This window comes from Pseudomonas sp. SMN11 (assembly GCF_052041945.1).
GTDB lineage: Bacteria > Pseudomonadota > Gammaproteobacteria > Pseudomonadales > Pseudomonadaceae > Aquipseudomonas.
On the sequence record NZ_JBKGGW010000009.1, the window covers coordinates 60150 to 83431 of the forward strand.

Annotated in this window: 20 protein-coding genes and 1 pseudogene; 12 read left to right on the forward strand and 9 right to left on the reverse strand. The window is 64.3% G+C overall.

Annotated features, from left to right (window positions below; genetic code table 11):
• Positions 1 to 60: 60 nt before the first annotated feature.
• The 7 genes from ACLEJU_RS10955 (at position 61) to ACLEJU_RS10985 (ending at position 8028) form a co-directional block, all read left to right on the forward strand.
• The gene (locus ACLEJU_RS10955) at positions 61 to 1218 is read left to right on the forward strand and encodes an iron-containing alcohol dehydrogenase (RefSeq protein WP_435422273.1); all 1158 of its coding nucleotides are present in this window, start codon (positions 61 to 63) and stop codon (positions 1216 to 1218) included.
• Between the two features lie 12 nt (positions 1219 to 1230).
• Positions 1231 to 2562 (forward strand): APC family permease, encoded by a 1332-nt coding sequence (locus ACLEJU_RS10960; protein WP_085663862.1) that lies wholly within the window; start codon positions 1231 to 1233, stop codon positions 2560 to 2562.
• Positions 2563 to 2641: 79 nt separating this feature from the next.
• Positions 2642 to 4066, forward strand: a complete 1425-nt coding sequence (locus tag ACLEJU_RS10965; protein ID WP_085663863.1) for a gamma-aminobutyraldehyde dehydrogenase — start codon at positions 2642 to 2644, stop codon at positions 4064 to 4066.
• Between the two features lie 46 nt (positions 4067 to 4112).
• Complete coding sequence (locus tag ACLEJU_RS10970) at positions 4113 to 5366, forward strand: aspartate aminotransferase family protein (RefSeq protein ID WP_435422272.1); 1254 nt, start codon at positions 4113 to 4115, stop codon at positions 5364 to 5366.
• A 94-nt stretch (positions 5367 to 5460) separates the two neighbouring features.
• Positions 5461 to 6840: an aspartate aminotransferase family protein gene (locus tag ACLEJU_RS10975; protein ID WP_435422271.1), complete on the forward strand. Its 1380-nt coding sequence runs from the start codon at positions 5461 to 5463 to the stop codon at positions 6838 to 6840.
• Between the two features lie 118 nt (positions 6841 to 6958).
• The gene (locus ACLEJU_RS10980; RefSeq protein ID WP_371858538.1) at positions 6959 to 7807 is read left to right on the forward strand and encodes an NAD(P)-binding domain-containing protein; all 849 of its coding nucleotides are present in this window, start codon (positions 6959 to 6961) and stop codon (positions 7805 to 7807) included.
• Between the two features lie 68 nt (positions 7808 to 7875).
• Entirely contained in the window at positions 7876 to 8028 is a 153-nt protein-coding gene (locus tag ACLEJU_RS10985; RefSeq protein WP_085663867.1) for an amino acid permease, read from the forward strand.
• Positions 8029 to 8076: 48 nt separating this feature from the next.
• Here ACLEJU_RS10985 and ACLEJU_RS10990 read toward each other — a convergent pair whose 3' ends face one another.
• The 7 genes from ACLEJU_RS10990 to ACLEJU_RS11020 all read right to left on the reverse strand — a co-directional run bounded on the left by ACLEJU_RS10990 (position 8077) and on the right by ACLEJU_RS11020 (position 15261).
• Positions 8077 to 9735, reverse strand: coding sequence for a cation acetate symporter (locus ACLEJU_RS10990; protein WP_435422270.1), 1659 nt, complete (start codon positions 9733 to 9735; stop codon positions 8077 to 8079).
• Complete coding sequence (locus ACLEJU_RS10995) at positions 9732 to 10055, reverse strand: DUF485 domain-containing protein (RefSeq protein ID WP_085663869.1); 324 nt, start codon at positions 10053 to 10055, stop codon at positions 9732 to 9734. The genes ACLEJU_RS10990 and ACLEJU_RS10995 overlap by 4 nt, the downstream gene beginning before the upstream one ends.
• A gap of 56 nt (positions 10056 to 10111) precedes the next feature.
• The gene (locus ACLEJU_RS11000; RefSeq protein ID WP_435422269.1) at positions 10112 to 11764 is read right to left on the reverse strand and encodes an acyl-CoA synthetase; all 1653 of its coding nucleotides are present in this window, start codon (positions 11762 to 11764) and stop codon (positions 10112 to 10114) included.
• A gap of 96 nt (positions 11765 to 11860) precedes the next feature.
• Positions 11861 to 12628, reverse strand: coding sequence for an SDR family NAD(P)-dependent oxidoreductase (locus ACLEJU_RS11005; protein WP_435422268.1), 768 nt, complete (start codon positions 12626 to 12628; stop codon positions 11861 to 11863).
• On the reverse strand, positions 12628 to 13800 hold the full coding sequence (locus ACLEJU_RS11010; RefSeq protein ID WP_085663871.1) for an acyl-CoA dehydrogenase family protein: 1173 nt from the start codon (positions 13798 to 13800) through the stop codon (positions 12628 to 12630). The genes ACLEJU_RS11005 and ACLEJU_RS11010 overlap by 1 nt, the downstream gene beginning before the upstream one ends.
• Positions 13801 to 13849: 49 nt before the next feature.
• Positions 13850 to 14206 (reverse strand): DUF6285 domain-containing protein, encoded by a 357-nt coding sequence (locus ACLEJU_RS11015; RefSeq protein WP_085691875.1) that lies wholly within the window; start codon positions 14204 to 14206, stop codon positions 13850 to 13852.
• Positions 14203 to 15261 (reverse strand): phosphotransferase family protein, encoded by a 1059-nt coding sequence (locus tag ACLEJU_RS11020; protein WP_085663873.1) that lies wholly within the window; start codon positions 15259 to 15261, stop codon positions 14203 to 14205. Before ACLEJU_RS11020 ends, ACLEJU_RS11015 begins: the two co-directional genes overlap by 4 nt.
• A 199-nt stretch (positions 15262 to 15460) precedes the next feature.
• Here ACLEJU_RS11020 and prpR point away from each other — a divergent pair, with 199 nt between their 5' ends.
• Positions 15461 to 17407, forward strand: a complete 1947-nt coding sequence (gene prpR, locus ACLEJU_RS11025) for a propionate catabolism operon regulatory protein PrpR (RefSeq protein ID WP_435422267.1) — start codon at positions 15461 to 15463, stop codon at positions 17405 to 17407.
• A gap of 637 nt (positions 17408 to 18044) precedes the next feature.
• On the opposite strand, the gene ACLEJU_RS11030 is transcribed toward prpR, so the two are convergent.
• Complete coding sequence (locus ACLEJU_RS11030) at positions 18045 to 18203, reverse strand: hypothetical protein (RefSeq protein WP_435422266.1); 159 nt, start codon at positions 18201 to 18203, stop codon at positions 18045 to 18047.
• A 201-nt stretch (positions 18204 to 18404) separates the two neighbouring features.
• Here ACLEJU_RS11030 and ACLEJU_RS11035 point away from each other — a divergent pair, with 201 nt between their 5' ends.
• From ACLEJU_RS11035 to ACLEJU_RS11050, 4 genes and pseudogenes are all read left to right on the forward strand, one after another.
• Complete coding sequence (locus tag ACLEJU_RS11035; RefSeq protein ID WP_435422265.1) at positions 18405 to 19892, forward strand: DASS family sodium-coupled anion symporter; 1488 nt, start codon at positions 18405 to 18407, stop codon at positions 19890 to 19892.
• A 98-nt stretch (positions 19893 to 19990) separates the two neighbouring features.
• The gene (adhP, locus tag ACLEJU_RS11040; protein ID WP_435422264.1) at positions 19991 to 21001 is read left to right on the forward strand and encodes an alcohol dehydrogenase AdhP; all 1011 of its coding nucleotides are present in this window, start codon (positions 19991 to 19993) and stop codon (positions 20999 to 21001) included.
• 213 nt (positions 21002 to 21214) lie between these two features.
• Positions 21215 to 21358 (forward strand): annotated as a pseudogene (locus ACLEJU_RS11045) (aldehyde dehydrogenase family protein); the annotation flags it as partial.
• 98 nt (positions 21359 to 21456) lie between these two features.
• On the forward strand, positions 21457 to 21831 hold the full coding sequence (locus tag ACLEJU_RS11050; protein ID WP_435422263.1) for a RidA family protein: 375 nt from the start codon (positions 21457 to 21459) through the stop codon (positions 21829 to 21831).
• Between the two features lie 118 nt (positions 21832 to 21949).
• Here ACLEJU_RS11050 and ACLEJU_RS11055 read toward each other — a convergent pair whose 3' ends face one another.
• Complete coding sequence (locus ACLEJU_RS11055) at positions 21950 to 23269, reverse strand: serine hydrolase domain-containing protein (protein ID WP_435422262.1); 1320 nt, start codon at positions 23267 to 23269, stop codon at positions 21950 to 21952.
• Positions 23270 to 23282: the final 13 nt, after the last annotated feature.

The window sequence follows — 23282 nt, forward strand, 5'->3', positions numbered from 1 at the left end:
TGGCGCAAGTGCTCCTCTACTGCCCTTTCAACAATGACAACAATTGAGCAAGAGGTACGTATGGACTTCAAGTTTTTACTCCCCAGCAAAGTCGTGATGGAACCTGGTCTGCGCGAGCGCACCGGTGAACACCTGCACTCACTTGGCCTGGCCCGCGTGCTCATCGTGACCGATCCTGGGGTCAAGGCGGCGGGCCTGCTGGACAGCGTCTACGCCAGCCTGGAGAAGGCAGGCATCGCCTTCGAGGAAGTGTCGGACATCAAGGCCAATCCGCGCAGCGAGGACGTCAATCAGATCGCGCAGCGATACCGCGGCAAAGGTATCGATGGCTTGCTAGCCATCGGCGGTGGCAGTGCCATGGATGCAGCCAAGGCCATCAGCGTGCTGCTCAGCCATGAGAGTCGGATCGAGGACTACGAAGGGTCGTTCACGCTCACCCATGCCATCCCGCCTATCGTTGCCATTCCGACCACGGCTGGCACCGGCAGCGAAGTAACCTGCTTCTCGGTGATCACCGACACCGCCCGTCATTACAAGATGAGCGTGCATGATTACCGACTCGGGCCAGTCCTGGCCTTGCTTGACTCTCATATCCTCGACACGCTGCCCGCGTCGATTGCCGCCGCAACCGGCATGGATGCCCTGACCCACGCCATCGAAGCCTACACCTGCCGCGTGTCGAACCCCATCAGCGACGGCCTGGCGCTGCATGCCATCCGCCTGATCAGCCAACACCTCAAGCCCGCCGTGCTGGAACCCGGCAACCTGCACGCCCGCGAGCAGATGCTGGTGGCCAGCCTGATCGCCGGCATGGCCTTCGGCAACGCGGACGTCGCCAGCGTGCATTGCATTTCCGAAGCCATCGGTGGCATGTACGACACGCCACACGGCATGGGCAACGCGATCTTCCTGCCCTTCGTGTTCGGCCATAACCGTGACGCCGACATCATCCGCCACGCGCAAGTCGCCTACGCGCTGGGTATCGACCCCAACCTTTCGCCGGCCGAGGCCGCCGAGGCCGCCGTCGGCTACCTGTTCCAGATGAGCAGGGACCTGGGCATCCCCCGCTTCGCCGAGGTGAAAGGCGTGCGCGAGGAAGACTTCCTGGCCATCGCTGAAAAGTCGAAGAAGAACTTCTCCGACGGCAGCAATGCCAAGGAAATGACCGTGGAAACCTACCGTGAAATCGTCGCCACCGCTTACCACTTCGTAGCGTGAGGGATGTCAGTCATGAGCGAATCACCCCCCAGCGCTTCGCTGAAGCGCACCCTGGGCCCGTTTTCGGTCCTGCTGTTCGGCCTGGCGTTCCTTGCCCCGTTGATCGTCTTCGGCACCTATGGCGTGATCTCGCAGGCCAGTGGCAACACCACGGCGATGGCCTACCTGATCGCAGCGACCGGCGTGGTGTTCACGGCGTTGAGCTATGGCCGGCTGGTCAGGGTGTTCCCGGTAGCCGGTTCGGCCTACACCTATACCCGCAAGATGCTGAGCGCGAACCTTGGCTTCATGGTGGGCTGGGCCGCCCTGCTGGATTACTTCTTCATTCCGATGCTGATCTGGCTGCTTGGCGCCAGCTACCTCAACATGGCCTTTCCAGAGGTGCCGCAGTGGGTGTGGATCACCGGGTTCATCGTGTCCACCTCGCTGCTGAATGTTTTGGGCATCCAGGTCGCCAACCGCTTCAACGTGCTGTTGATGGTCGCGCAACTGGCGATCATCGTCGTGTTCATCAGCCTGTGCGTGCATTACATCGTGGCAGTAAACGGCCCAGGCGGGCTGCTGTCGGCCAAGCCGTTCTTCAACCAGGACGTGCCCTTCGCCACCAGCATGGCCGGCGCCGCCATTGCCGCGTACTCGTTCCTGGGCTTTGACGCGCTGTCCACGCTCAGCGAGGAAACCCGCGACCCGGGTCGCACGCTGCCGCGTGCCATCCTGCTGGTCGCCTTGATCGGCGGCTCGGTCTATGTCGGCTCCTCGTACTTCATGTACCTGGCGCACCCCTCCCCCACCTTCGAGTTCGTGGATGGGGCCGCCTTCGAGATCGCCCGCATGATCGGCGGCGACCTGTTCTTCGCCGTGGTCCTGGCGGGGATCATCATCGCCCACTTCGCCGCGGGCATGTCGTTCCAGGCCAGCGTGGGCCGGCTGCTGTACGCCCTGGGCCGGGACAACCAACTGCCGCGCAAGCTGTTCGGGGCCTTGCACCCTCGCTACAAGACCCCGGTCTTCAACATCCTGCTCTGCGGCATTTTCGGCACCGCGGGCTTTGGCCTGACGATCGCCACCGCGACGTCGCTGGTCAACTTCGGCGCGTTTCTCGCCTTCACTGCCGTCAACCTCTGCGCGTTGCGGCTCACCTTCGACGCACAGGTCAAGGACGGCGCTGGCCTGCTGCGCGGCGTGCTCTTCCCTCTCATCGGCCTGGTCACGGCCGGCTGGATGCTGGCCAGCCTGGATAAAGACGCACTGATCATGGGCTGTATCTGGCTCGCCCTAGGCGCGGTTTACCTCGCCTGCCGGACCAGTTTCTTCCGCAACCCGGTGCCCGACGCGCTGGCGTAGCGGCCACCTTCCAATCGAATGCCCTGACGACAACCACAAGGCAAGGCCCTCGCCTTGCCGTTCAATGGCGAGAATCGACATGCAAACCAAACTCCTGATCAACGGTGCCCTGGTGGCCGGCGAAGGCGAAAACCTCGACGTGTACAACCCATCCCTGGGCAGCGTCCTGGTACAGACCACTGAAGCCAGCCGCGCCCAGGTCCATGCCGCGGTGCAAAGCGCCGATGCGGCCTTCGACGCCTGGTCGCAAACGCCGCCCAAGGACCGCGCGGCACTGCTGCTCAAGCTCGCGGACAGCATCGATGCCCAGGCGCCGGTGTTCGCCCGTCTGGAGGCGGACAACTGCGGCAAGCCGTTCACCGCCGTGCTGCAGGACGAACTGCCTGCCGTATCCGACGTGTTCCGCTTCTTTGCCGGCGCCGTGCGCTGCCTGCAGGGCTCGGCGGCGGGCGAGTACATCCCGGGGCACACCTCGATGATCCGCCGCGACCCGGTGGGCGTGGTCGCCTCCATCGCGCCGTGGAACTACCCCCTGCTGATGGCGGCCTGGAAACTGGGCCCGGCCTTGGCCGGCGGCAACACCGTCGTGCTCAAGCCGTCGGAACACACGCCGATGAGCACCTTGAAACTGGGCGAGTTGCTCGCCGACATCTTCCCCGCCGGCGTGGTCAATATCGTCCACGGCCGCGGCGCCTCGGTGGGTGAGCCGCTCACCAGCCACGCCCAGGTGCGCATGGTGTCGCTGACCGGCTCCGTGCGCACCGGCAGCCGCATCATCGAAGGCACCGCCGACAGCGTCAAACGCATGCACATGGAACTCGGTGGCAAGGCGCCGGTGTTGATCTTCGACGATGCCGACATCGACGCCGCCGTCGAAGGCATCCGCGCCTTCGGCTTCTACAACGCCGGCCAGGACTGCACCGCCGCCTGCCGCCTCTATGTGCAGAAGGCGGTGTACCCGGAGTTCGTGCGCAAGCTCGGCGAAGCCGTGTCCAGCATCAAGTGCGGGCTTCAGGATGACCCGGCGACCGAGATGGGCCCGCTGATCACCCAAGAGCACCTGGAACGTGTCGAGGGCTTCGTCAACCGTGCCAAGGAGCTGCCTCACATCGAGGTGGTCACCGGCGGCAAGCGCGCTGCGGGTGGCGGCTTCTTCTTCGAGCCGACGGTCCTGGCCGGCGCCACGCAGCAGGACGAGGTGGTGTGCCGTGAAATCTTCGGCCCGGTGGTGACGGTTTCGTCATTCGAAGACGAAGCCCAGGCACTGGCATGGGCCAATGAGTCGGACTACGGCCTGGCCTCGTCGGTGTGGACTGCCGATGTGGGTCGCGCCCATCGCCTGGCCGCTCGCCTGCAATACGGCTGCACCTGGGTCAACACCCATTTCATGCTGGTGAGCGAAATGCCCCATGGCGGCGTGAAGCTGTCCGGCTACGGCAAGGACCTGTCGATGTACGGGCTGGAAGACTACACGGTGGTTCGCCACGTGATGTTCAAGCACTGACCGCCCACCACCCCGATAGCCCAGATCATTTTTTCAAGAGGTTTGCATGAACAACATCGAGACGTTCGAAAGGCTCGAGTCCAACGTGCGGATGTACTGCCGTGACCTGCCACTGGTGTTCGATACCGCCCAAGGCAGCAAGATCCGAGGTGAAGATGGCCGCGAATACCTGGACTTCTTCGCTGGCGCCGGCGCCCTGAACTATGGCCACAACGACCCGCGCATGCGCGATGCCTTGATCGCGTACCTGTCGTCCAACGGCGTGACCCACGCCCTCGACCTGCACACCACCACCAAGCGCCAGTTCCTCGAGGCGATCGAGCGCGACCTGTTCAAGCCACGCGGCTGGGACTACAAGGTGCAGTTCACCGGCCCGACCGGTGCCGACGCCGTCGAGGCGGCGTTGAAGCTGGCGCGCAAGGCGACAGGGCGCACCAAGGTCGTCTCGTTCTACGGGGCTTACCACGGCATGACCGCCGGCGCCCTGGCCGTCACCGGCAACCGCACTCGCCGTGGCCCTGGGCTTTCCACCGACGTGGTGTTCGTGCCATACGAAGACAGCCCCTACGGCGAATTCGACAGCATTGGCTTCCTCGAGCGCCTGGCCAACGACCAGGGCAGCGGCTCGGAGCTGCCGGCCGCGGTGATCGTCGAGTCCGTGCAGATCCAGGCCGGCGTCTACCCGGCCTCCAACGCATGGCTGCAACGCTTGCGCAAGTGGACCAGCGATCATGGCGTGTTGCTCATCTGCGACGAGATCCAGGCCGGCTGTGGGCGCACCGGCGACTTCTTCGGCTTCGAGCGCTCCGGGGTGGTGCCAGACCTGATCACCTGCGCCAAATCGATCGGCGGCTTCGGCCTGCCGATGGCGATCGTATTGATTCGCGCCGGGCTGGATGTATGGCAACCGGGCGATCACATCGGCACCTTCCGCGGCAACCAGCTGGCGTTCCTGACGGCCCAGATCGCGTTGGGCTATTGGCGCGACGAGTCGTTCCTGAAGTTGCTGGCCACCAACTGCGCAGCCATGGAGCGCGCGGTGGCCGGTTTCGCGGAAATTCCAGGCGTCGCCTCCGCGCGCTGTCGCGGCATGATCGCCGGCATCGACTTCGGCCGCGGCAACGTCGCCTTCGCCAAGGATGCCCAGCAGCGTGTGCTGCAGGCGGGTGTGCTGGTCGACCGCTGCGGCCCGAACGGCGAAATCATCAAGCTGATGCCACCGGTGAACACCCCGACCGACCAGCTCGAAGAAGGCCTGAAAGCCTTCGGTGAATCGGTCGCGGCAGCGCTGAGCCAGTAACTGCAGGGCCTGTCGTGCGGCCCGTATCGATACAGGTGCCGTACGCAGGCTCATCGCATGCAGTGGACAACCACCGTGGCAGGAAATCACGTCAATGAGCAACGTCACTTCAACCGCCCAGAATGACCTGGCTTCATTCATCCACCCCAACACCAACCTGGCGCAGCACCAGGAAGTCGGGCCCTTCGTGATCGCCGGCGGCGATGGCGTGCGGGTCTTCGATGAGCAAGGCAACGCCTACATCGAGGCGATGTCGGGGCTGTGGAGCGTTGCCTTGGGCTTCAGTGAACAGCGCCTGGTCGACGCCGCCGTCGAACAGTTCAGGCAACTGCCCTACTACCACAGCTTCAGCCACAAGACCAATGCCCCGGCGGCAGCGCTCGCCGCCAAGCTGGCCGAGCTGGCGCCGGGCGACCTGAACCACGTGTTCTTCACCAACTCAGGCTCCGAAGCCAACGACTCGATGGTGAAGATGGTCTGGTACGTGAACAACGCGCTGGGCAAACCGCACAAGAAGACGTTCATCTCTCGCCAGCAGGCCTACCACGGCGCCACCGTCGCCGCCGGGAGCCTGACCGGCATCCCCTCGATTCATCGCGACTTCGACCTGCCGGCCATCCCGGTTCATCACCTGACGTGCCCGAACTTCTACCGGTTTGCACGGCCTGGAGAAACGCAGGAAGCCTTTTCGGCCCGCCTGGCGAACGGACTGGAGCGCTACATCCTCGCGCAAGGGCCGGAAACCATTGCCGCCTTCATCGGCGAACCGGTGATCGCAGCGGGCGGCGTGATCCCTCCTCCCACCGGCTACTGGGCGGCGATCCAGGCCGTGTGCAAGCGCTACGACATCCTCGTGGTGATCGATGAGATCGTCACCGGTTTCGGCAGGCTGGGCACGATGTTCGGGGCTCAGCTGTACGACATCCAGCCCGACATCATGGTGCTCTCCAAGCAACTCACCTCGTCCTACCAGCCGCTGGCGGCCGTGGTGGTGTCCGATGCCATCAACGATGTGCTGGTGAGCCAGAGCCAGCGCCTGGGCGCATTCGCCCACGGCCTGACCTGCACGGGCCACCCTGTCGCCACCGCGGTTGCGCTGGAAAACATCCGCATCATCGAAGAGCGCGACCTGGTTGGCCATGTGCAGCACCTGGCCCCTGTGTTCCAGCGCCACCTGCGCGCGTTCGAAGACCACCCGCTGGTGGGCAACGTCCGAGGCGTCGGGCTGATGGGCGGGATCGAACTGGTCGCGGACAAGGCCACCGGCCAACCGTTCGCCCAACCAGGTGCACTGGGTGGCTACGTGTTCAAACAGGCCCACAAGCACGGCCTGATCATTCGCGCCATCTACGACACGATCGCGTTCTGCCCGCCGTTGATCACCACGCAGGACGATACCGAAGCGATCTTCAGCGCCTTCGAGCGCACGTTGGCTGACGCGACGGGCTGGGCGCGATCGCAGAACCTGCTGTGAGCAAAAGGCTCCCCCGTGGGGCATCACGTCAAACAACAATCAGGAGGCTTTGGCCGTGCGCGAACAAAATAATGATCAAAGCTTCGAGTTCGATGTGTCCGTGGTCGGGCTCGGTGCCATGGGAACGATCATGGCGCACGCGTTGCTCAAGCAAGGCAAACGCGTGGCGGTCTGGAACCGCTCACCCGCCAAGGCCGCGGCGCTCGTCGCCGCCGGCGCTCACCTGTGCGACAGCGCCGAAGCCGCGCTGGTCGCAAGCCCTGCCACGATCTTCGTGCTCCTGGACGACCACGCGACCCACGAGGTGCTCGGGATGCCAGGTGTGATGCATGCACTGGCCAATCGCACGATCGTCGACTACACCACCAACGCCCAGGACGAGGGCCTGGCGCTTCAGGGCCTCGTCAACCGGGCAGGCGGCGATTACGTCAAAGGGATGATCGTGGCCTACCCGCGCAACGTCGGCCATCGCGAGAGCCACAGCATTCATACCGGTGATCGTGAAGCCTTCGAGCAGAACAGGGCGCTGCTTGAAGGGCTCGCCGGGCATACGGTGTTCCTTCCCTGGGACGAAGCACTGGCCTTTGCGACCGTGCTTCACGCCCATGCGTTTGCCGCGATGGTTGCGTTCTTCGAGGCCGTGGGCGCGGGCGAGCGGTTTGGCCTGCCGGTTTCGAAGACGGCCAGGCTCCTGCTCGACACCTCACGCTTTTTCGTCGCCGACGCCCTGGAGGAAGCGACACGCCGACTCGAAACACAGGACTTCGCAGGCGATCAGGCGAGGCTCGATGTGCATGCGCACGCCTTCGCGCACATTGCCCAGTCCCTGCAGGTACAAGGGGCCTGGACGCCGGTCTTCGACGCGGTGTGCCAGGTCGTGCAGCGCGCGGAATCGATGGGTTATGGCGACCAGGACATCGTGGCCGCCACCCAGGTGTTCGCCTGCGAGAAAGACGCAAGGGAATAGCTGTGCTCTACAGGCTTCTCGGATCGACCCCGAAGACAACAACTACAAAAATGTCGCTGGAGGTTCCTATGCGCCGATTTGGTTTTCTGCTGGCCGTCTTGACGCTGGCCATTTTCCTGAGTGCCCTGCTTGCCCCCAGGCCGTCCCTCGTCAACCGAGCGGCGGCGCAGCACATGGGGCATCCGATCACCAGCATCGGCGAGGTCTTCAGGGGGTACTAAGGAGGGAGCGCGGCCGCAGGCTCTCATCCGCCAGCGGCCGCTTGTGACTCAATGATCGACCGCACCGCTGGCACCGAGGCCGGTCTGGCCGCGTACGAACTGGTCGGCGAAGGCCGCCCTCTCCGCCTTGGCCCGCGTGGTCCGGTCAAGCCTGGAAACGCCATACGCCACCGCAAACGCCAACGGCATGGAGAACAGCGCAGGCTGGGTATAGGGGAACAGCGGCTCGGCGAAGTGCAACACATCCACCCACACCAATTTGGAAAACACCACGAAGCCCATGGCGCTGACCAACCCGACGTAGCCACCGGCCAACGCGCCACGGGTGGTCAGCCCCGACCAGAACATCGACAGGAACAGCACCGGGAAGTTGGCCGAAGCGGCGATGCCAAAAGCCAGCGCGACCATGAAGGCCACGTTGATGTTTTCGAACTCGATGCCCAGGGCTATCGCCACCAGGCCAAGGCCCAGGGTCGCCAGCTTGGTCACCCGCAGCTCCTGGGCCTCGCTGGCCGCGCCTTTCATTATCACCCGCGCATACAGGTCATGGGCGATGGCGGACGCCCCGGCCAGGGCCAGGCCTGATACCACGGCCAGGATGGTGGCGAAGGTCACGGCAGACAAAAAGCCCAGCAGCAGGTTGCCGCCTACGGCCTGGGCCAGGTGCATGACCACCATGTTGCCCCCGCCCAGCAGCTTGCCACCCACCTGTCCGCCTTCGAAGAACTGCGGCTGCTGGCTGACGATCACGATCGACGCCAGGCCCAGCAGGAAAATGACATTGAAGAAGTAGCCGATGAACCCGGTGGCATAGAGCACCGACTTGCGCGCCTCCCGGGCATCGCTGACGGTGAAGAAGCGCATCAGGATATGCGGCAGCCCGGCGGTGCCGAACACCAGCCCCAGGCTCAGCGACAGCGCGGTCAACGGGTCGGCCAGCAGGCTGCCGGGCGCCAGCAGGCGCTCGCCCAGGGCATGGGTGTGCATGGCCTTGCTGACCAGCGTGTCATAGCTGAAGTCGAATTCGCGCATTGCCAGGAACAGCACCACGGAGCCGCCCACCAGCAGCAGGAATGCCTTGATGATCTGCACCCAGGTGGTCGCCACCATGCCGCCGAAGGTCACATACAGCATCATCAGCGCACCGACGATCACCAAGGCGATGTGGTAGTCCAGGCCGAACAGCAGCCTGATCAACTGCCCGGCCCCGACCATCTGCGCCACCAGGTAGAAACACACCACGGTCAGCGAACCGATGGCGGCCATGGTGCGCACCTTGCCCTGGTCGAGGCGGTACGAGGTGATGTCGGCGAAGGTGAAGCGGCCCAGGTTGCGTAGCCGCTCGGTCATCAACAGCAGCAACACCGGCCAGCCCGCGAAGAAGGCGATGAGGTAGATGTAGCCGTCCATGCCGGAGGTGTAGATGAGCGCGGTGATCCCCAACAGCGTCGAGGCGGACATGTAGTCACCGGCCAGCGCCAGGCCATTCTGCCAGCCCAGGATGCCGCCACCGGCGCTGTAGAAGTCCGCCGTCGAGCGGGTGCGCCGCGCTGCCCACCAGGTGATGCACAGGGTGAACAGCACGAACACCATGAACATGCCTATCGCATGCAGGTTGAGCGGCTGACGCTGGCCTGCGTCGAGCGCAGGCGATGCCAACAGCAGGCCGGAGTGCAGCAACAAAGCCAGAAGCAGTAGTTTCTTCATGCGCCCTGCTCCTCTTCCAGCCCGGCAACCAGCGCCTGCGTCAGGCGGTCGAACTCGCCATTGGCCCGGTACACATAGAACGCCGACAGCGCACAGAAGAACACGAACAGGAAAGCGCCGGCCGCGACGCCGAAGGTCATGTTCGACCCCTCGGCCAGGCGCGTGGCGATCAGCTCGGGCCAGAACGATACCAATGCGATGTAGCCATAGAATGTGGCCAGTATCATTACGAACAGGATCAGGGTAAAACGGTTTCTGCGCGTCACCAGTTGCTGGAACCGGGCGCTGGCGCGAACATGCGCGTATAACAGGCTGGACATGGGACACCTCGATCAATGTACTTGTTGTTATGGGGTGTGCAGGTGTTGCAGCTCGATCAGTGCTCGGCGTCGGCGGTCTGAGCCTCCTGTTGCCGGGCCCACTCGCGCAGGACGAACTTCTGGATCTTGCCGGTGGCTGTCTTGGGCAACTCCGTGAGGGATACATGTCGCGGCGCCTTGAAATGCGCCAGGCGTTCACGGCACCAGCGGATCAGGTCGCCTTCCGTGACCGTGGTCCGTGCATCGGCGCGCAGGGAGACGAACGCATGGGGTGTCTCCCCCCAGCGCGAATCCGGGCGCGCCACCACCGCTGCCTCGACCACCTCGGGGTGCTGGTAGAGCACTTCTTCGATCTCCAGCGAGCTGATGTTCTCGCCGCCGGAAATGATGATGTCCTTGGCCCGGTCCTTGATTTCCACGTAGCCGTCCGGGTGCAGCACGGCCAGGTCGCCCGTGTGCAGCCAGCCATTGGCCAATGTGGCCCGGGTGGCCTCAGGGTTGTGCAGGTAGCCTTTCATCACGGTGTTGCCGCGAACCACCAGTTCGCCAAGGGTAAGGCCGTCGGCCGGGACCGGGCGGCCGGTGCCGGTATCGAGCACCGTGGCCTCCTCGAGCATCGGGTGGGCGACACCCTGGCGGCTCATGAACTGCGCACGGGCTTCAAGCGGCAGTTCGTCGACCCCCGGCTGCCACAGGCACAAGGTGCTGGGGCCGTAGCTTTCGGTCATGCCGTAGGCGTGGGTGATGCTGAAGCCGCGTGCCTCCATGGCGGCGATCACCGCGCTGGGTGGCGCAGCGCCGCCGGTGATCACCGCTACCGGCCCGCTTGGCGCGCCGGCGTGCTCGGCATGGATCAGCATCGACATCACCACCGGCGCGGCGCTCAAGTGGGTCACGCCATGCTCGGCAATCGCCGCATGGATCGCTTCGGGCTGAACCTTGCGCAGGCACACATGGGTGCCACCGGACAGGGTCACCGCCCATGTGTGGCTCCAGCCGTTGCAGTGGAACATCGGCAAGGTCCACAGGTAGACGCTGCGCGGCCCCAGCTGGAAGATCAGCGCCCCGGCGCAGGCATTGAGGTAGGCGCCGCGATGATGCAGCACCACCCCCTTGGGGTCGCCGGTGGTGCCGGAGGTGTAGTTGATGGCGATCGACTGCCATTCGTTCTGCGGCGCGCTCAGCGGCCTGGCCGGGTCGCCCTGGGCCAGGAACGTCTCGTAGTCCAGGTCATCGGCCAGCTCGCACGGCTCGGCCGCGTCATCGTCGATGCCCACCAGCAATGGCGGTGTGTCGAGCATGGCCAGTGCCTGCTGTACCACCGCACCGAACTCACGGTCGCAGATCAGCACCTTGGCCGCGCAATGGCGCAGGATGAAGGCGATGCTGCGCGCCTCCAGGCGGATATTGATGCACACCAGCACGGCGCCCGCGCCCGGCACGCCATAGTGCGCCTCGAGCATCTCGGGGATGTTCGGCGCCAGTATCGCCACCCGTTCGCCCGGCTGCACACCGACCCGTTCCAGCGCACTGGCCAGGGCCCGGCTGCGCTGGTGCAGCTGCTGGTAGCTGTAGCGCCGCTCGCCATAGACCACGGCATCGCGCTGCGGGTACACCTGGGCGGCGCGTTTGAGGAACGACAAGGGTGAAAGGGGCACATGGTTGGCGTTGTTGGGGGCAAGCTCATGCTCGAAGGTTGGGTGAATCATCACTGCCACCCCATCGACAGGTTATCCAGGCATTGAAGGTACATACACATCTCCTGCTTATTATTGTTCTCGCCTCAGGCTTGGGTCCGGGTCAGCTCACAGGCTGCTGCACAGATGCCCGCCATCGACCACGATCTCGGCGCCGCTCATGGCCCGCCCGGCATCGCTGGCCAGCAAAAGCAAGGCGCCGTCCAGGTCCTGTGGCTGGCTGAAGCGCCGGCTTGGGATACGCGCGCGCAGCTTCTCCCCCGCCTCGCCGGCCAGGAACGCATCGTTGAGCTCGGTCATCACGTAGCCCGGCGCCAGGGCGTTGACCCGGATGCCATGGCGCGCCAGTTCCAGGGCCATGGCGCGGGTCAGGTGGGCAAGCCCGGCCTTGGCCGCCAGATAAGGGCCGACGGCGCCGGCCACGCGGCTGGCGAGGATCGAGGTGACATTGATCAGGCTGCCGCCCTGCCCCGCGGCGACCATCCGCCGGGCGCACTCCTGGGCCACGGTCCAGGCGCCCTTGAGGTTAGTGTCGAGCACCCGGTCCCAGCTCTGGTCGTCACAGGCCAGCAGCGGCTGGCTGTCGCTCACCCCGGCGTTGTTGACCAGCACATCCAGCGGGCCGGCGGCGTCGAGCACCCGGCACACATCGTCGCGGCAGGTGACATCCAGGGCCAGGGCCCGGGCGCGACCACCGGCCAGCTCGATGGACTCGACCAGGCTCTGCAGCGGCGCCAGGCGCCTGGCCGTCACCAACACCTCGGCTCCGGCCGCCGCCAGGGTGCTGGCGAAATGTCGGCCAAGGCCGCTGGAGGCGCCGGTCACCAGGGCGCGGCGCCCATCGAGGGCGAACAATCGGGCAAGGGTCGGCTGCATCAGTGGGCTCCCGGGCGCTGGTCGAGGAGTTTCTTCGCCAGGCTCATGCGGTGCACTTCGCTCGGGCCGTCATAAATGCGGAACGGGCGAATGTCGCGGAAGATCCGCTCCACCACGGTTTCCCCGGTCACCCCGCGCCCGCCCAGCACCTGCACGCAACGGTCGACCACCCGCCACAGCGCCTCGGCGCTGATCACCTTGGCCATGCTCGAATCGACATTGGCGCGCTGGCCCTGGTCGAGCACCCAGGCGCAGTGCCACACCGCCAGGCGCACCACATGCAGGTCCATCATGTTGTCGGCCAGCATGAAACCCACGCCCTGGTGCTCGCCCAGCGGCTTGCCGAAGGCGTCGCGGGTGCGCGCGTAGTCGCAGGCAATGTCATGGGCCCGTCGTGCGGCACCGAGCCAGCGCATGCAGTGGGTCAGGCGCGCCGGGGCCAGGCGCACCTGGGCATAGCGGAAGCCCTTGCCGATCTCGCCCAGCACATCGCTGGCCGGCACCCGCAGGTTGTCGAAGCGCAATTGCCCGTGGCCACCCGTGAAGCAGCTGTCCAGGGTATCCAGCTGACGTTCGTGGACGATCCCTTCACGCTGCATGTCGGACAGGAACATGGTCGCCGAGCCATCTTCCATGCGCGCCATGATGATGGCGAACCCGGCGCCGTCGGCCCCGGTGATCAACCATTTGCGGCCGTTGATCAGGTAGTCGTCGCCATCGCGGGTGGCGGTGGTGCGCAGCATCGACGGATCGGACCCCGAGCCCGGCGCCGGTTCGGTCATGGCGAAGCACGAACGCACATGCCCCTGGACCAAAGGCCGCAGCCAGCGGTCCTTCTGCGCTTCAGTGGCCACCACGTCCATCAGGTGGATGTTGCCTTCGTCCGGGGCATGGATGTTCAGCGCCACCGGGCCCAGGGGCGAGTAGCCGGCCTCTTCGAAGACGATGGCCTTGGCCGCATGGCTCAGGCCCAGCCCACCCATTTCGCGGCTGGCGTGGGGCGTCAGCAGGCCTGCGGCCTGGGCGCGGGCCTGCAGGTCTCGACGCAGGGCGTCGCTGGGGCCGTGGCCATCCTGGCGTGGGTCGTTTTCGAACGGGATGGCCTGTTCGGCAATGAAGGTGCGGGTTCTGGCCTGCAGTTCGAGCAGTTCGTCTGGGAGCGCGAAATTCATGGGTTTCCTTCTTCGTACGTGTCGGTCTTGAAACTAGGGCTCGCCGCGCTCAGCGCACGGCCTTGGGGTTACTGATCGCCAGCCAGTCGAGCGTTACCTGGCGCAGCGTCTCGACCAGGGTGCGAGCACTGTGCGGGGCGTCATGGCGCCCCTGGCGAATCGCCCGCGCCAGCTGGCCGCGGGCATCCTGCAATGACGGGGCGGGCGCATCGATCAGCGCGGCCAGGCGCGTCTGCTCCTGAAGGCTGACGACGGCGTCCAGGCGGTTCTCCCGGGCGGCGATGGCCATGGCATTGGCGATCATCAAAGTCGGGTAGCGCAGCTCGCCGGGCAGCGCCGGCAATACCTGCTCCAGCAAGGTCTGGCGGGCGATTTCGAGTAGTTCATGGGCGTGCGGCTGTGTCATGGCGCATCGGCTCCGGTCATGTTCAGGATGTCGAGTTCAAGCTCGGGCAGCAGGCGCGCAGTCAGTGCCAGCTCCAGGGAAGGCTCTTCGCCGGACAGGTGGCGCTGCCCCTGCTGCAGGGCGATCACCGCCCAGCGCAGGGTCGCCATGACCTGCCAGTAACGCAGTTGGCCGGGCTCGATCCACAGTGGCGATACTTGGTGGTAGCCACGCAGGAAGTCCGCCAGTTGGCCGATGCCGCCGGCTTCCAGGTCAGGGCGGGTGAAACGCCAGCAGGGGGCGGTGAACCAGCCCAGGTCCTCGTATGGGTCGCCCCAGCCGGTGAACTCCCAGTCCAGCACCGCCTCCAGCCCCTGCTCGCTGGCCAGGTAGTTGCCGGTGCGGTAGTCGCGGTGCAGCAGGCACAGACGGCTGTCGCGCGGGGCATGCAGCTCGCACCAGCGCAGGCCCCACTCCAGCGCCGGGTAGGCATCGTCGAGGGTGTCGAGGTAACGACGGTAGGCATCGACGGTGGCCAAGGCCGGCGAACGCTGCGGCACGGGCAGAAAGTCCAATGCCACACTCAGCGGGCGGATCTGATGCAGGCGCGCCAGGTTGGCGCCGAGCTGCTCCGCCAGCCGGGCCTGACCTTGGGCGCCCGCCCCTGCGCTGAGCAACCGCCCGGCAGCAACCCCCGGCACGTATTCCATCAGGAAGAACACCCGCCCGTGGACCTGGGTATCTCGGCACAGCCAGAGCGGCCGCGGCACTTTCACCCCGGCCTGGTGGGCCACCTGCAACACGGCGAACTCCTGGGCGCGGTCGAGGCTGGCCGGCAGCGCGGACAGCGCGTCGCTGCGCAACACCCAGCGCCGGGCACCGGCCCAGGGGCCGCCCTCGATCAGTAGTTCAAGCAGCCAGTTTTCCTGGATGGCACCGCCGCTTAGGCGCTTGCGGGTTTGCATGACAACGCGTGTTGCCGTTGCCTGCTCGCGGATGAAGTCGACAAGGCGCTGCTCATCGGCCGAGACCGCGAGCGCGTCGCCTGCCGGACAAGTCGTAGAGGAACTGCTCATGAATCAATGGTCCTGCCTTCGGTTTCAAGTGGGCAGGTCTGCTGGAGCAACGCCCGGGCCAACTTTGCACGGATCATCTGCAGGCCCCGTCACACCTGGCCTGCAGCGGCTCATTGGAAAGGCTGGCGAAGCGCTGCATTGCACACATGAAACAAATTAGTTCAGGATGGAAACACTTCATTTCTGAACAGGCGCCGCCATGCACTCCCCCACCTCCCAGGTCGTCGTGCTGATCAGCCACCTGCAGCGCCCCCGGCAACGCAGCCGCCTCGCGCAAATGGTGGTCGCGCTCGCCGCGGACTACCCCGACACCCACATCGAAGTGCTCGACACCTCGGTGACCGAGGCGTTGCAAGCCGCCCGCGAACTGGAATTGCGCGGCGAAGCCGACGTGTTCATCTGCGCCGGGGCCACTGCCGCCTACCTGCGCAAGCACCTGGCGCGCCCGGTCCTGACCATGCGCGTGGGCGGCGATGACCTGCTGCGGGCGCTGGGGCAGGCGCGCGAGCATGCCTCGCAAGTGGCCCTGCTCAGCTACAACCGCATCGACCAGGGCCTTAAGGCCATGGCCGCACTGTTCACGGTGCAGGTTCACCAGGCCGCCTACACCTCCCTGGAAGAGGCGCGCCAAGAAGTCGAGCAGGCCGCCCGGCTGGGGTGTCGCAGCATCATCGGATCATCGACGGTGGTGGAACTGGCGGAACAGGCAGGCCTGCACGGCGTGCTATCACTGAGCGAGGACACTGTGCGCAAGGCGCTCGAAGAGGCCCTGGGCATTCTCGACAGCCAACGCATCGAGATCGCCAAGCGCCGGCACTTGAACGCCGTGCTGCAACACATCCCCACCGGCGTGGCGGCGGTCGACAACCAGGGCGTGGTGCAGTCGCTCAACCCGGCCCTGGCCCACCTGCTGGACTTGCCGCTCAGCGCCGCGCTGGGCCGTCCGCTGCAGCAGCTGTGCCCGGAACTGGACCTGCAGCAGGCGTTTGCACAGGGCGGCGAAGAAAACCGTGTGATCCGGCTCGGCTCACATGCCGTGGTCAGCAACCTGCTGCCGATCCTGGAGAACGGCCAGCGCACCGGCCTCGTCCTGACCTGCCAGGACACCACCGCCGTGCAGCGCGCGGACCAGCGCATCCGCTCCACCCGCCGCCCCGGCGCCTTTACCGCCCGATACCGCCTCGAGCAGCTTGACGGCAACAGCCGGGCCAACCGCGAAATGCTGCAACTGGCCAGGCGTTTCGCCGCCAGCCAGTCAACCATCCTGATCACCGGTGAAAGCGGTACCGGCAAAGAGCTGCTGGCCCAGGGCATCCATAACGAAAGCCCGCGCCGGCAGGGCCCCTTCATAGCCATCAACTGCGCGGCATTCCCCGAGTCGCTGCTGGAAAGCGAACTGTTCGGCTATGAGGAAGGCGCCTTCAGCGGCTCGCGCAAGGGCGGCAAGCCCGGCCTGTTCGAAGTGGCTCACCGTGGCACGCTGTTCCTCGACGAAATAGGCGACATGCCCGTGTCACTGCAGACGCGCTTGTTGCGGGTACTGCAGGAGCGCGAGGTGCTGCGTTTGGGCGGCACCGAGCCGATCGCGATCGATGTGCGCATCATCGCCGCCACCCATCAGGACCTGAGTGCTGCGATACAAGATGGCGATTTTCGTACCGACCTGTATTACCGGCTCAACATCCTGCGCCTACAGACCACGCCCTTGCGCGAGCGCCCCGAGGATATCGCCCTGATCTGTCGAGGCATTAGCCAGCGCCTGCTGGTCCAGGGTCAGCCGCCTGGCGCGGCGGAGGTGCCAGGCGCCCTGCTGCCTTACCTGGCACGTTATGGATGGCCAGGCAATGTGCGTGAGCTGGAGAACGTGATCGAGCGGGCGATGCTCTCGGCCTGCGAGCTGCTGGGGGAGCATGGCGTGAACGAACAGTATCTGGCGCGGGTGCTGCCCGAGCTGTGCGAAAGTGTCGCGCCAACCAGCCGTGCCAGGCCCTCCCGGGAGTCGGACCTGCACAGCATCGGCAAGGCCGCCCAACTGCGGCATGTGCAGGAAACCCTGGACAACTGCCAGGGCAATCTCGACGAAGCGGCGCGGGTTTTGGGAATCAGTCGGACCACGTTATGGCGAAGGCTCAGGTCAGTGCGGTGAATCAGGTACTTGGCCACCCAACGGCCAATTACCGATTGAGTATCGTTCCACGTCGACGGAAGATGTTAGTCAGGAGCGCTCCAGTACAGGCGCGGGCCCGCCCAGTTTCCAGCCACTGCACCTTGGAGATGCACTGATGCCCACCGTATACCACATCGATGGCTAGCCGAAATCGCCATTCTCGATCGCGTATCTTACTGAGGGTATCGAAGGGTATTTCTGGGGGTACCTTTCTGCTTTTGTAATCCAGAAATCCCGCTCTAGAGCCCTGTCCAAATGTTCTTCGGGGATCCCGATAGCTTGTGACTGACTTCCACTGAGATCCATAAATCCCAAGGCTGGGTGAGTTTCTCGGGGTTTCGTAAAAAGCTTAGATATATCGGGTCTTGTCGAGCGATGCGACGGTGAAACACCTACGGCCCACGGGAGCCCTGGCGTCGAGCTATATGAACGCGATGAGCGTTATCTCCCCCCTTATTGTAATATCATTGCTTGCCTTGTAATCATGTCTAACTGGGGGAAACCTCACCCCATCAAAAGCATCTTAACTCATAATAGATTACGGGGATTTTTGATTAACCATTCGCTGATGTGGTTACGGCTTACTCAGCGTTAGCGAATCTACACAGGTCCATCCTCACAGAGCGCCAAGTGATCGAGAAAGTGCTGCCAAACCTTCTGCGGCAGCAGCAAAAATGAGAATCAAGGTATCGAACACTTTCACCTGGAACATGAACGCCAACAAAATACCCATGTCGTCCTGGAACGTGATGAGTGGCAAAGCCCAGTTCGACACCACAACCGCCAGTGTAATGCCCGCCTCATCAAGTTCTCATCCTCTACGGGGTAAACGTTTTCTCCTCCGCACCGCGGTTCCACGAGGCGCAGCCTTGCACGTCAGTCTGACCACTCAGCCAACCCATGACCTCAAGCAGTTTTACCGTGCGCAACCCGCGCTATGCTGCCTAGCACTTTCATTGCAGCCAGTGAGCGAACCATGACGGACCATGCCTCACAGCAGCACTCGCCTGATGCTGTGCGCTTTCCACCCGGGCTGATCATCGCCTGCCTGGCGTTGGCCGGGGTCTTATTCCTGCCGTTTCCCGAGACCTTGCCTGTAGCAGGCCAGCGCATGCTAGCGATCCTGGTATTTGCCGTGATCGTGTGGATCACCGAGGCAGTTTCCTACGAAGCCAGCGCGATCATGATCACCTCGCTGATGGCCGTGCTGCTGGGCACCGCGCCGACCTTGGCCGACCTTTCGGTGAGCTATGGCTCTTCAGCGGGCGTGTCGATGGCGTTGTCGGGCTTTGCCAACCCGGCGTTGGCGCTGGTGGTCGGTGCATTGTTCATCGCCGCGGCGATGACCCATACCGGGCTGGACAAACGCATCGCCCTGGTCACCCTGACCAAGGTCGGTGCCAGCACCCGACGGGTATTGCTAGGGGCGATGATCGTCATCGTCCTGCTCAGCCTAGTGGTGCCCAGCGCAACGGCGCGCAGTGCCTGCGTGGTGCCGATCATGATGGGGGTGATCGCCGCATTCGGGGTGCCGGCGCGCTCCAACATCGCTGCAGGAATCATGATCATCGTCGCCCAGGGCACCAGCATATGGAACGTCGGTATCCAGACCGCAGCGGCGCAGAACCTGCTGACCATCGGCTTTATGGACAAGATGCTGGGCGCGCGGGTGTCGTGGCTCGACTGGCTGATCGCCGGCGCGCCTTGGGCGCTGATCATGTCGGTGGTGCTGATCGTGCTGGTGTTGAAGCTGCTGCCGCCGGAAAGTGACAGCGTGCCCGGCGGCATGGCCGGGGTCAGCCAGAGCCTGGCCCAGCTGGGGCCGATGAGCGCCGCGCAAAAACGCCTGGGTGTGGTCTCGCTGCTATTGCTGTTGGCCTGGGCCACTGAAGGTCGCCTGCACCCGTTCGATACAACGAGCACCACCTACGCCGGCCTGGTGGTGCTGTTGCTACCACGCTTTGGCGTGATGACTTGGAAGGATGTACAAGCGCGCATCCCGTGGGGCACGGTGATCGTGTTCGGCGTCGGCATCAGCCTGGGTACCACCTTACTCACCACCCAGGCCGGGCAGTGGCTGGGCGCGCAAGTGGTGCAGCACACCGGCCTGGATCAGCTCAGCTCGCTAGGAGTGCTCGCGGTGCTGGGCGCCTTTCTGATCCTCATCCACCTGGGGTTCGCCAGCGCCACCGCGCTGACCTCGGCGCTGCTGCCGATTTTGATCGCCGTGCTGCAAACCCTGCCGGGCGACTTCAGCCGCATCGGCATGACCATGTTGCTCGGCTTTGTGGTCAGCTTTGGCTTCATCTTGCCGATCAACGCCCCGCAGAACATGGTCTGCTTGGGCACCGACACGTTCACCCCGCGCCAGTTTGCCCGGGTCGGCCTGTGGGTCACGGCGATAGGCTATGCGCTGCTGCTGGTGTTCGCCTGCACCTACTGGTCCTGGCTGGGCTGGATGTAAACCCGAGCAGGGTCGTGCTCGCAGCCGACGCTTCACGCGTATTGGCTATGATGACCCTGCAATAACTCAAGCTCACTCAGCATTACACGGAGGCATGTATGAAAGCTGCTGTTGTTGCCCAAGGGCGTCGTGTCGAGGTCGTGGACAAAACCCTGCGCCCGCTCAAACACGGTGAAGCACTGCTGAAAATGCAGTGCTGCGGCGTTTGCCACACCGACCTGCACGTCAAGAACGGCGATTTCGGTGACAAGACCGGGGTGATCCTCGGCCATGAAGGCATCGGTATCGTTCAGGAAGTCGGCCCCGGCGTGACCTCGCTCAAGCCAGGCGACCGCGCCAGCGTGGCCTGGTTCTTCCAAGGCTGCGGCCACTGCGAGTACTGCAATAGCGGTAACGAGACGCTTTGTCGCGAGGTGAAGAACTCCGGGTATACCGTCGACGGAGGGATGGCCGAGTCGTGCATCGTGGTGGCCGATTACTCGGTCAAAGTGCCGGATGGGCTGAACTCTGCCGCCGCCAGTAGCATTACTTGCGCAGGTGTCACCACCTACAAGGCGGTGAAGATCTCCAACATCCGCCCCGGTCAATGGATCGCCATCTACGGCCTCGGCGGGCTGGGTAACCTGGCCCTGCAGTATGCCAAGAACGTGTTCAACGCCAAGGTCATTGCTATCGATGTCAACGATGAGCAACTGCGCTTTGCCAGCGAGATGGGCGCGGATCTGGTGATCAACTCACGTAGCGAGGATGCCGCGAAAATCATCCAGGAGAAAACCGGCGGCGCCCACGCTGCGGTGGTCACGGCGGTGGCCAAAGCGGCGTTCAACTCGGCGGTCGATGCCCTGCGTGCCGGTGGCCGCCTGGTCGCGGTAGGCTTGCCACCAGAAGCCATGAGCCTGGACATTCCACGGCTGGTGCTCGATGGCATCGAAGTGGTCGGCTCGTTGGTTGGCACGCGACAAGACTTGCACGAGGCGTTCGAGTTCGCCGCGCAAGGCAAGGTCGTGCCCAAGGTGACCCTACGCCCGGTCGAAGACATCAATCAGATTTTCGACGAGATGCAAGAAGGCAAGATCAAAGGCCGCATGGTGATCGACTTCAGTCGCTGAACATGCACTCAACTCGGCATGGGTCAGTCAGCCTATGCCGAGGTATCGCTCGTGACGCGACATGAACGAATCTCCATATGCCCGGTGAAGCTATTGATAGCGGGGCAGAGCGGGCTGGGACTCTCGGCATACCCATTCGGATGCCAACTTTGAATGCCTGCCCCTGTCCGACGCCTTCGGCCCTGAAGTATTCCGCCACGATGCCGAACGAGTATATTCAACGACTCCTCTGACTATCGGTTCGATGCCATGCCCTTCGGTGGTTCCAAATACGGCAGCCTGGGCCGCGAGGGGGTGCGCTTTGCCTACGAAGACATGACCCAGCCCAAAGTGGTGTGCATCAACCAGCTCGGTTGATGTTCAGGGCACCATCATTCACCTCAGTGGCTTTGACCGGGTAGACACGCTCATAGCGCTACCCGGTGCTTTGCCGCTGACGAAGGAGCTTAATACCTGTGATCACACGTTTAGCATCCGGGAACAGAATGTCCCTGGCGATCAGTTACCGGGGCGTATTCGAGACCGCCGGTGTGGCGGCCGACAACACACTCGAGGATGTTCAAGGGCAACTGCGGCAAGTGCTGACCACCATCGATATGCTGATGGCCGAGGCCAGCGTCGGCAAGGAGCAGTTGACCCGCGTGCAGATCTGGCTGGCCGATTACCGCCATTTCGAACGGGTCAACGAGGTTTACGACGCCTGGCTGCTGGGCTATCCAAAGCCGGTGCGTGCTTGCGTCGGGGCTGATCTGGGAGAGGGATACCTGGTAGAAGTACAGGTTTTTGCGGTGCACCACTCGACATCAATTTATCCAGGTGCCTCGCGATAACGGGAGCGCATACCTTGCAGGGCGAGTGGCCGCTCTCGACCCACAGCTGCCATTCGCTGAGGGCAGCTACTGGCCTAGTGCGGATGATCAAACCCGCCACTCGTTGCGCTTTAGCACATTAACCCGGCAGTGCCGCCAACACCGCACCCACCAAGCGATTGAACGTAGCCGGCGAGTCCACGACGCGCGCGGGGGCGTTTGCCTCGCCGTCAGCACGCGTGGCGCGACGGGCCTGGTCGGCGGTGGCTGAGAGCTTGACGATCACCAGTTCGCGGCGGGGATTTATGTAGATTTTCTGCCCGAAGCGCCCGCTGGCCTCGAACGAACCGTCGCCGTCGTTTTTCTGGTACCAGTAATTGCGGTAGCTGTAGCCAGGGCGGCCGGGGCCGAGGCTGCCCTGGGCGAACACTGCTGGGTCCGCAGGCTGGAACGTGCTGTGCACAGCCTGGTTGAAGCTGTCGCCCTTGGCGTTACGGGCGAGTTCGCGGCGCACCAGTTCGGCGAAGCGGGCGGTGTCGCGCAAATTGCAGCTGATGCCGCCGCTGGCCATTTCGGTACCGAGCGGGTCGACCTGCACATAGGCATCGTCCTCGGCGAAGCGTGACCACAACCGCTGTTCGACCAACTGCGCCCAGTTCAGCCCGGTGACGCGCCGCAACGCCCAGGCCAGCGCTTCTGGCGAACCGTTCTGGTAGAAGAACGGCGCCTTGCCGCCTGGGTTCGGGACCTGCTGCACCTGCTGAAGAAAGCTGTAGATATCCCCTGGCATGCCCTGGCCCCGCGGTATCAGGCCGGTAGCGGCAAACAGGCCGAGGTCCGGCGGCATCTGCGCGGGGTACTGCACCGCCACCTGCATGTCCAGGTTGGCCTGCACCGTCGCCTCGCCAAACGGCGTGCCGCGCAGTTCCGGCACATAATGCGCCAGCGTACGCTGCGGGTCCAACGCACCTTCGGCAATCAGCTGGGCAGCGATCAGGCCGGTGACCGACTTGGTCATCGACGCCCAGATATGGGGCTGGCGGGGTTGGAAGCCGTCCAGATAACGCTCGTACACCACCTTGCCCTGGTGCAGCACGATCAGCCCGTCAGTGCTGGTTTGCTGCAGGTAGCCGGCCAAGGTCAAAGGCTGATCACCGGCGCTGAAGGCTAGTTGGTCTAGCGCCGCCGCGCGGCCTTCGATCAAGCTCAGCGGTGTGGCTGCCCGGCCGATGCCACGGGTGGGCGACACCTCACGGGCGTGGCGCATCGACCAGCGCAAGTACGGTGGCTGAAAGGCATTGGCCTGATTGACCCGCAACTCCGGCGCCGGAGGGAACCCCTGCATCACACCCTGCCCGGTCGGAGCACCGAGCGCCAGGGTTGGGGTCAGAGCACCGGCCAGCACCAGGGCGATACCAGTCAGGTTGGCGGATGAAGGGTGCATGCTGCGCTTGGACATGGTGTTGCTCCTT

Bases quoted from the DNA above. Each gene is read 5' to 3' on its own strand.
- ACLEJU_RS10955 (WP_435422273.1), top strand. From the start codon at position 61: ATGGACTTCAAGTTTTTACTCCCCAGCAAAGTCGTGATGGAACCTGGT.
- ACLEJU_RS10960 (WP_085663862.1), top strand. From the start codon at position 1,231: ATGAGCGAATCACCCCCCAGCGCTTCGCTGAAGCGCACCCTGGGCCCG.
- ACLEJU_RS10965 (WP_085663863.1), top strand. From the start codon at position 2,642: ATGCAAACCAAACTCCTGATCAACGGTGCCCTGGTGGCCGGCGAAGGC.
- ACLEJU_RS10970 (WP_435422272.1), top strand. From the start codon at position 4,113: ATGAACAACATCGAGACGTTCGAAAGGCTCGAGTCCAACGTGCGGATG.
- ACLEJU_RS10975 (WP_435422271.1), top strand. From the start codon at position 5,461: ATGAGCAACGTCACTTCAACCGCCCAGAATGACCTGGCTTCATTCATC.
- ACLEJU_RS10980 (WP_371858538.1), top strand. From the start codon at position 6,959: ATGGGAACGATCATGGCGCACGCGTTGCTCAAGCAAGGCAAACGCGTG.
- ACLEJU_RS10985 (WP_085663867.1), top strand. From the start codon at position 7,876: ATGCGCCGATTTGGTTTTCTGCTGGCCGTCTTGACGCTGGCCATTTTC.
- ACLEJU_RS10990 (WP_435422270.1), bottom strand. From the start codon at position 9,735: ATGAAGAAACTACTGCTTCTGGCTTTGTTGCTGCACTCCGGCCTGCTG.
- ACLEJU_RS10995 (WP_085663869.1), bottom strand. From the start codon at position 10,055: ATGTCCAGCCTGTTATACGCGCATGTTCGCGCCAGCGCCCGGTTCCAG.
- ACLEJU_RS11000 (WP_435422269.1), bottom strand. From the start codon at position 11,764: ATGATTCACCCAACCTTCGAGCATGAGCTTGCCCCCAACAACGCCAAC.
- ACLEJU_RS11005 (WP_435422268.1), bottom strand. From the start codon at position 12,628: ATGCAGCCGACCCTTGCCCGATTGTTCGCCCTCGATGGGCGCCGCGCC.
- ACLEJU_RS11010 (WP_085663871.1), bottom strand. From the start codon at position 13,800: ATGAATTTCGCGCTCCCAGACGAACTGCTCGAACTGCAGGCCAGAACC.
- ACLEJU_RS11015 (WP_085691875.1), bottom strand. From the start codon at position 14,206: ATGACACAGCCGCACGCCCATGAACTACTCGAAATCGCCCGCCAGACC.
- ACLEJU_RS11020 (WP_085663873.1), bottom strand. From the start codon at position 15,261: ATGAGCAGTTCCTCTACGACTTGTCCGGCAGGCGACGCGCTCGCGGTC.
- prpR (WP_435422267.1), top strand. From the start codon at position 15,461: ATGCACTCCCCCACCTCCCAGGTCGTCGTGCTGATCAGCCACCTGCAG.
- ACLEJU_RS11035 (WP_435422265.1), top strand. From the start codon at position 18,405: ATGACGGACCATGCCTCACAGCAGCACTCGCCTGATGCTGTGCGCTTT.
- adhP (WP_435422264.1), top strand. From the start codon at position 19,991: ATGAAAGCTGCTGTTGTTGCCCAAGGGCGTCGTGTCGAGGTCGTGGAC.
- ACLEJU_RS11055 (WP_435422262.1), bottom strand. From the start codon at position 23,269: ATGTCCAAGCGCAGCATGCACCCTTCATCCGCCAACCTGACTGGTATC.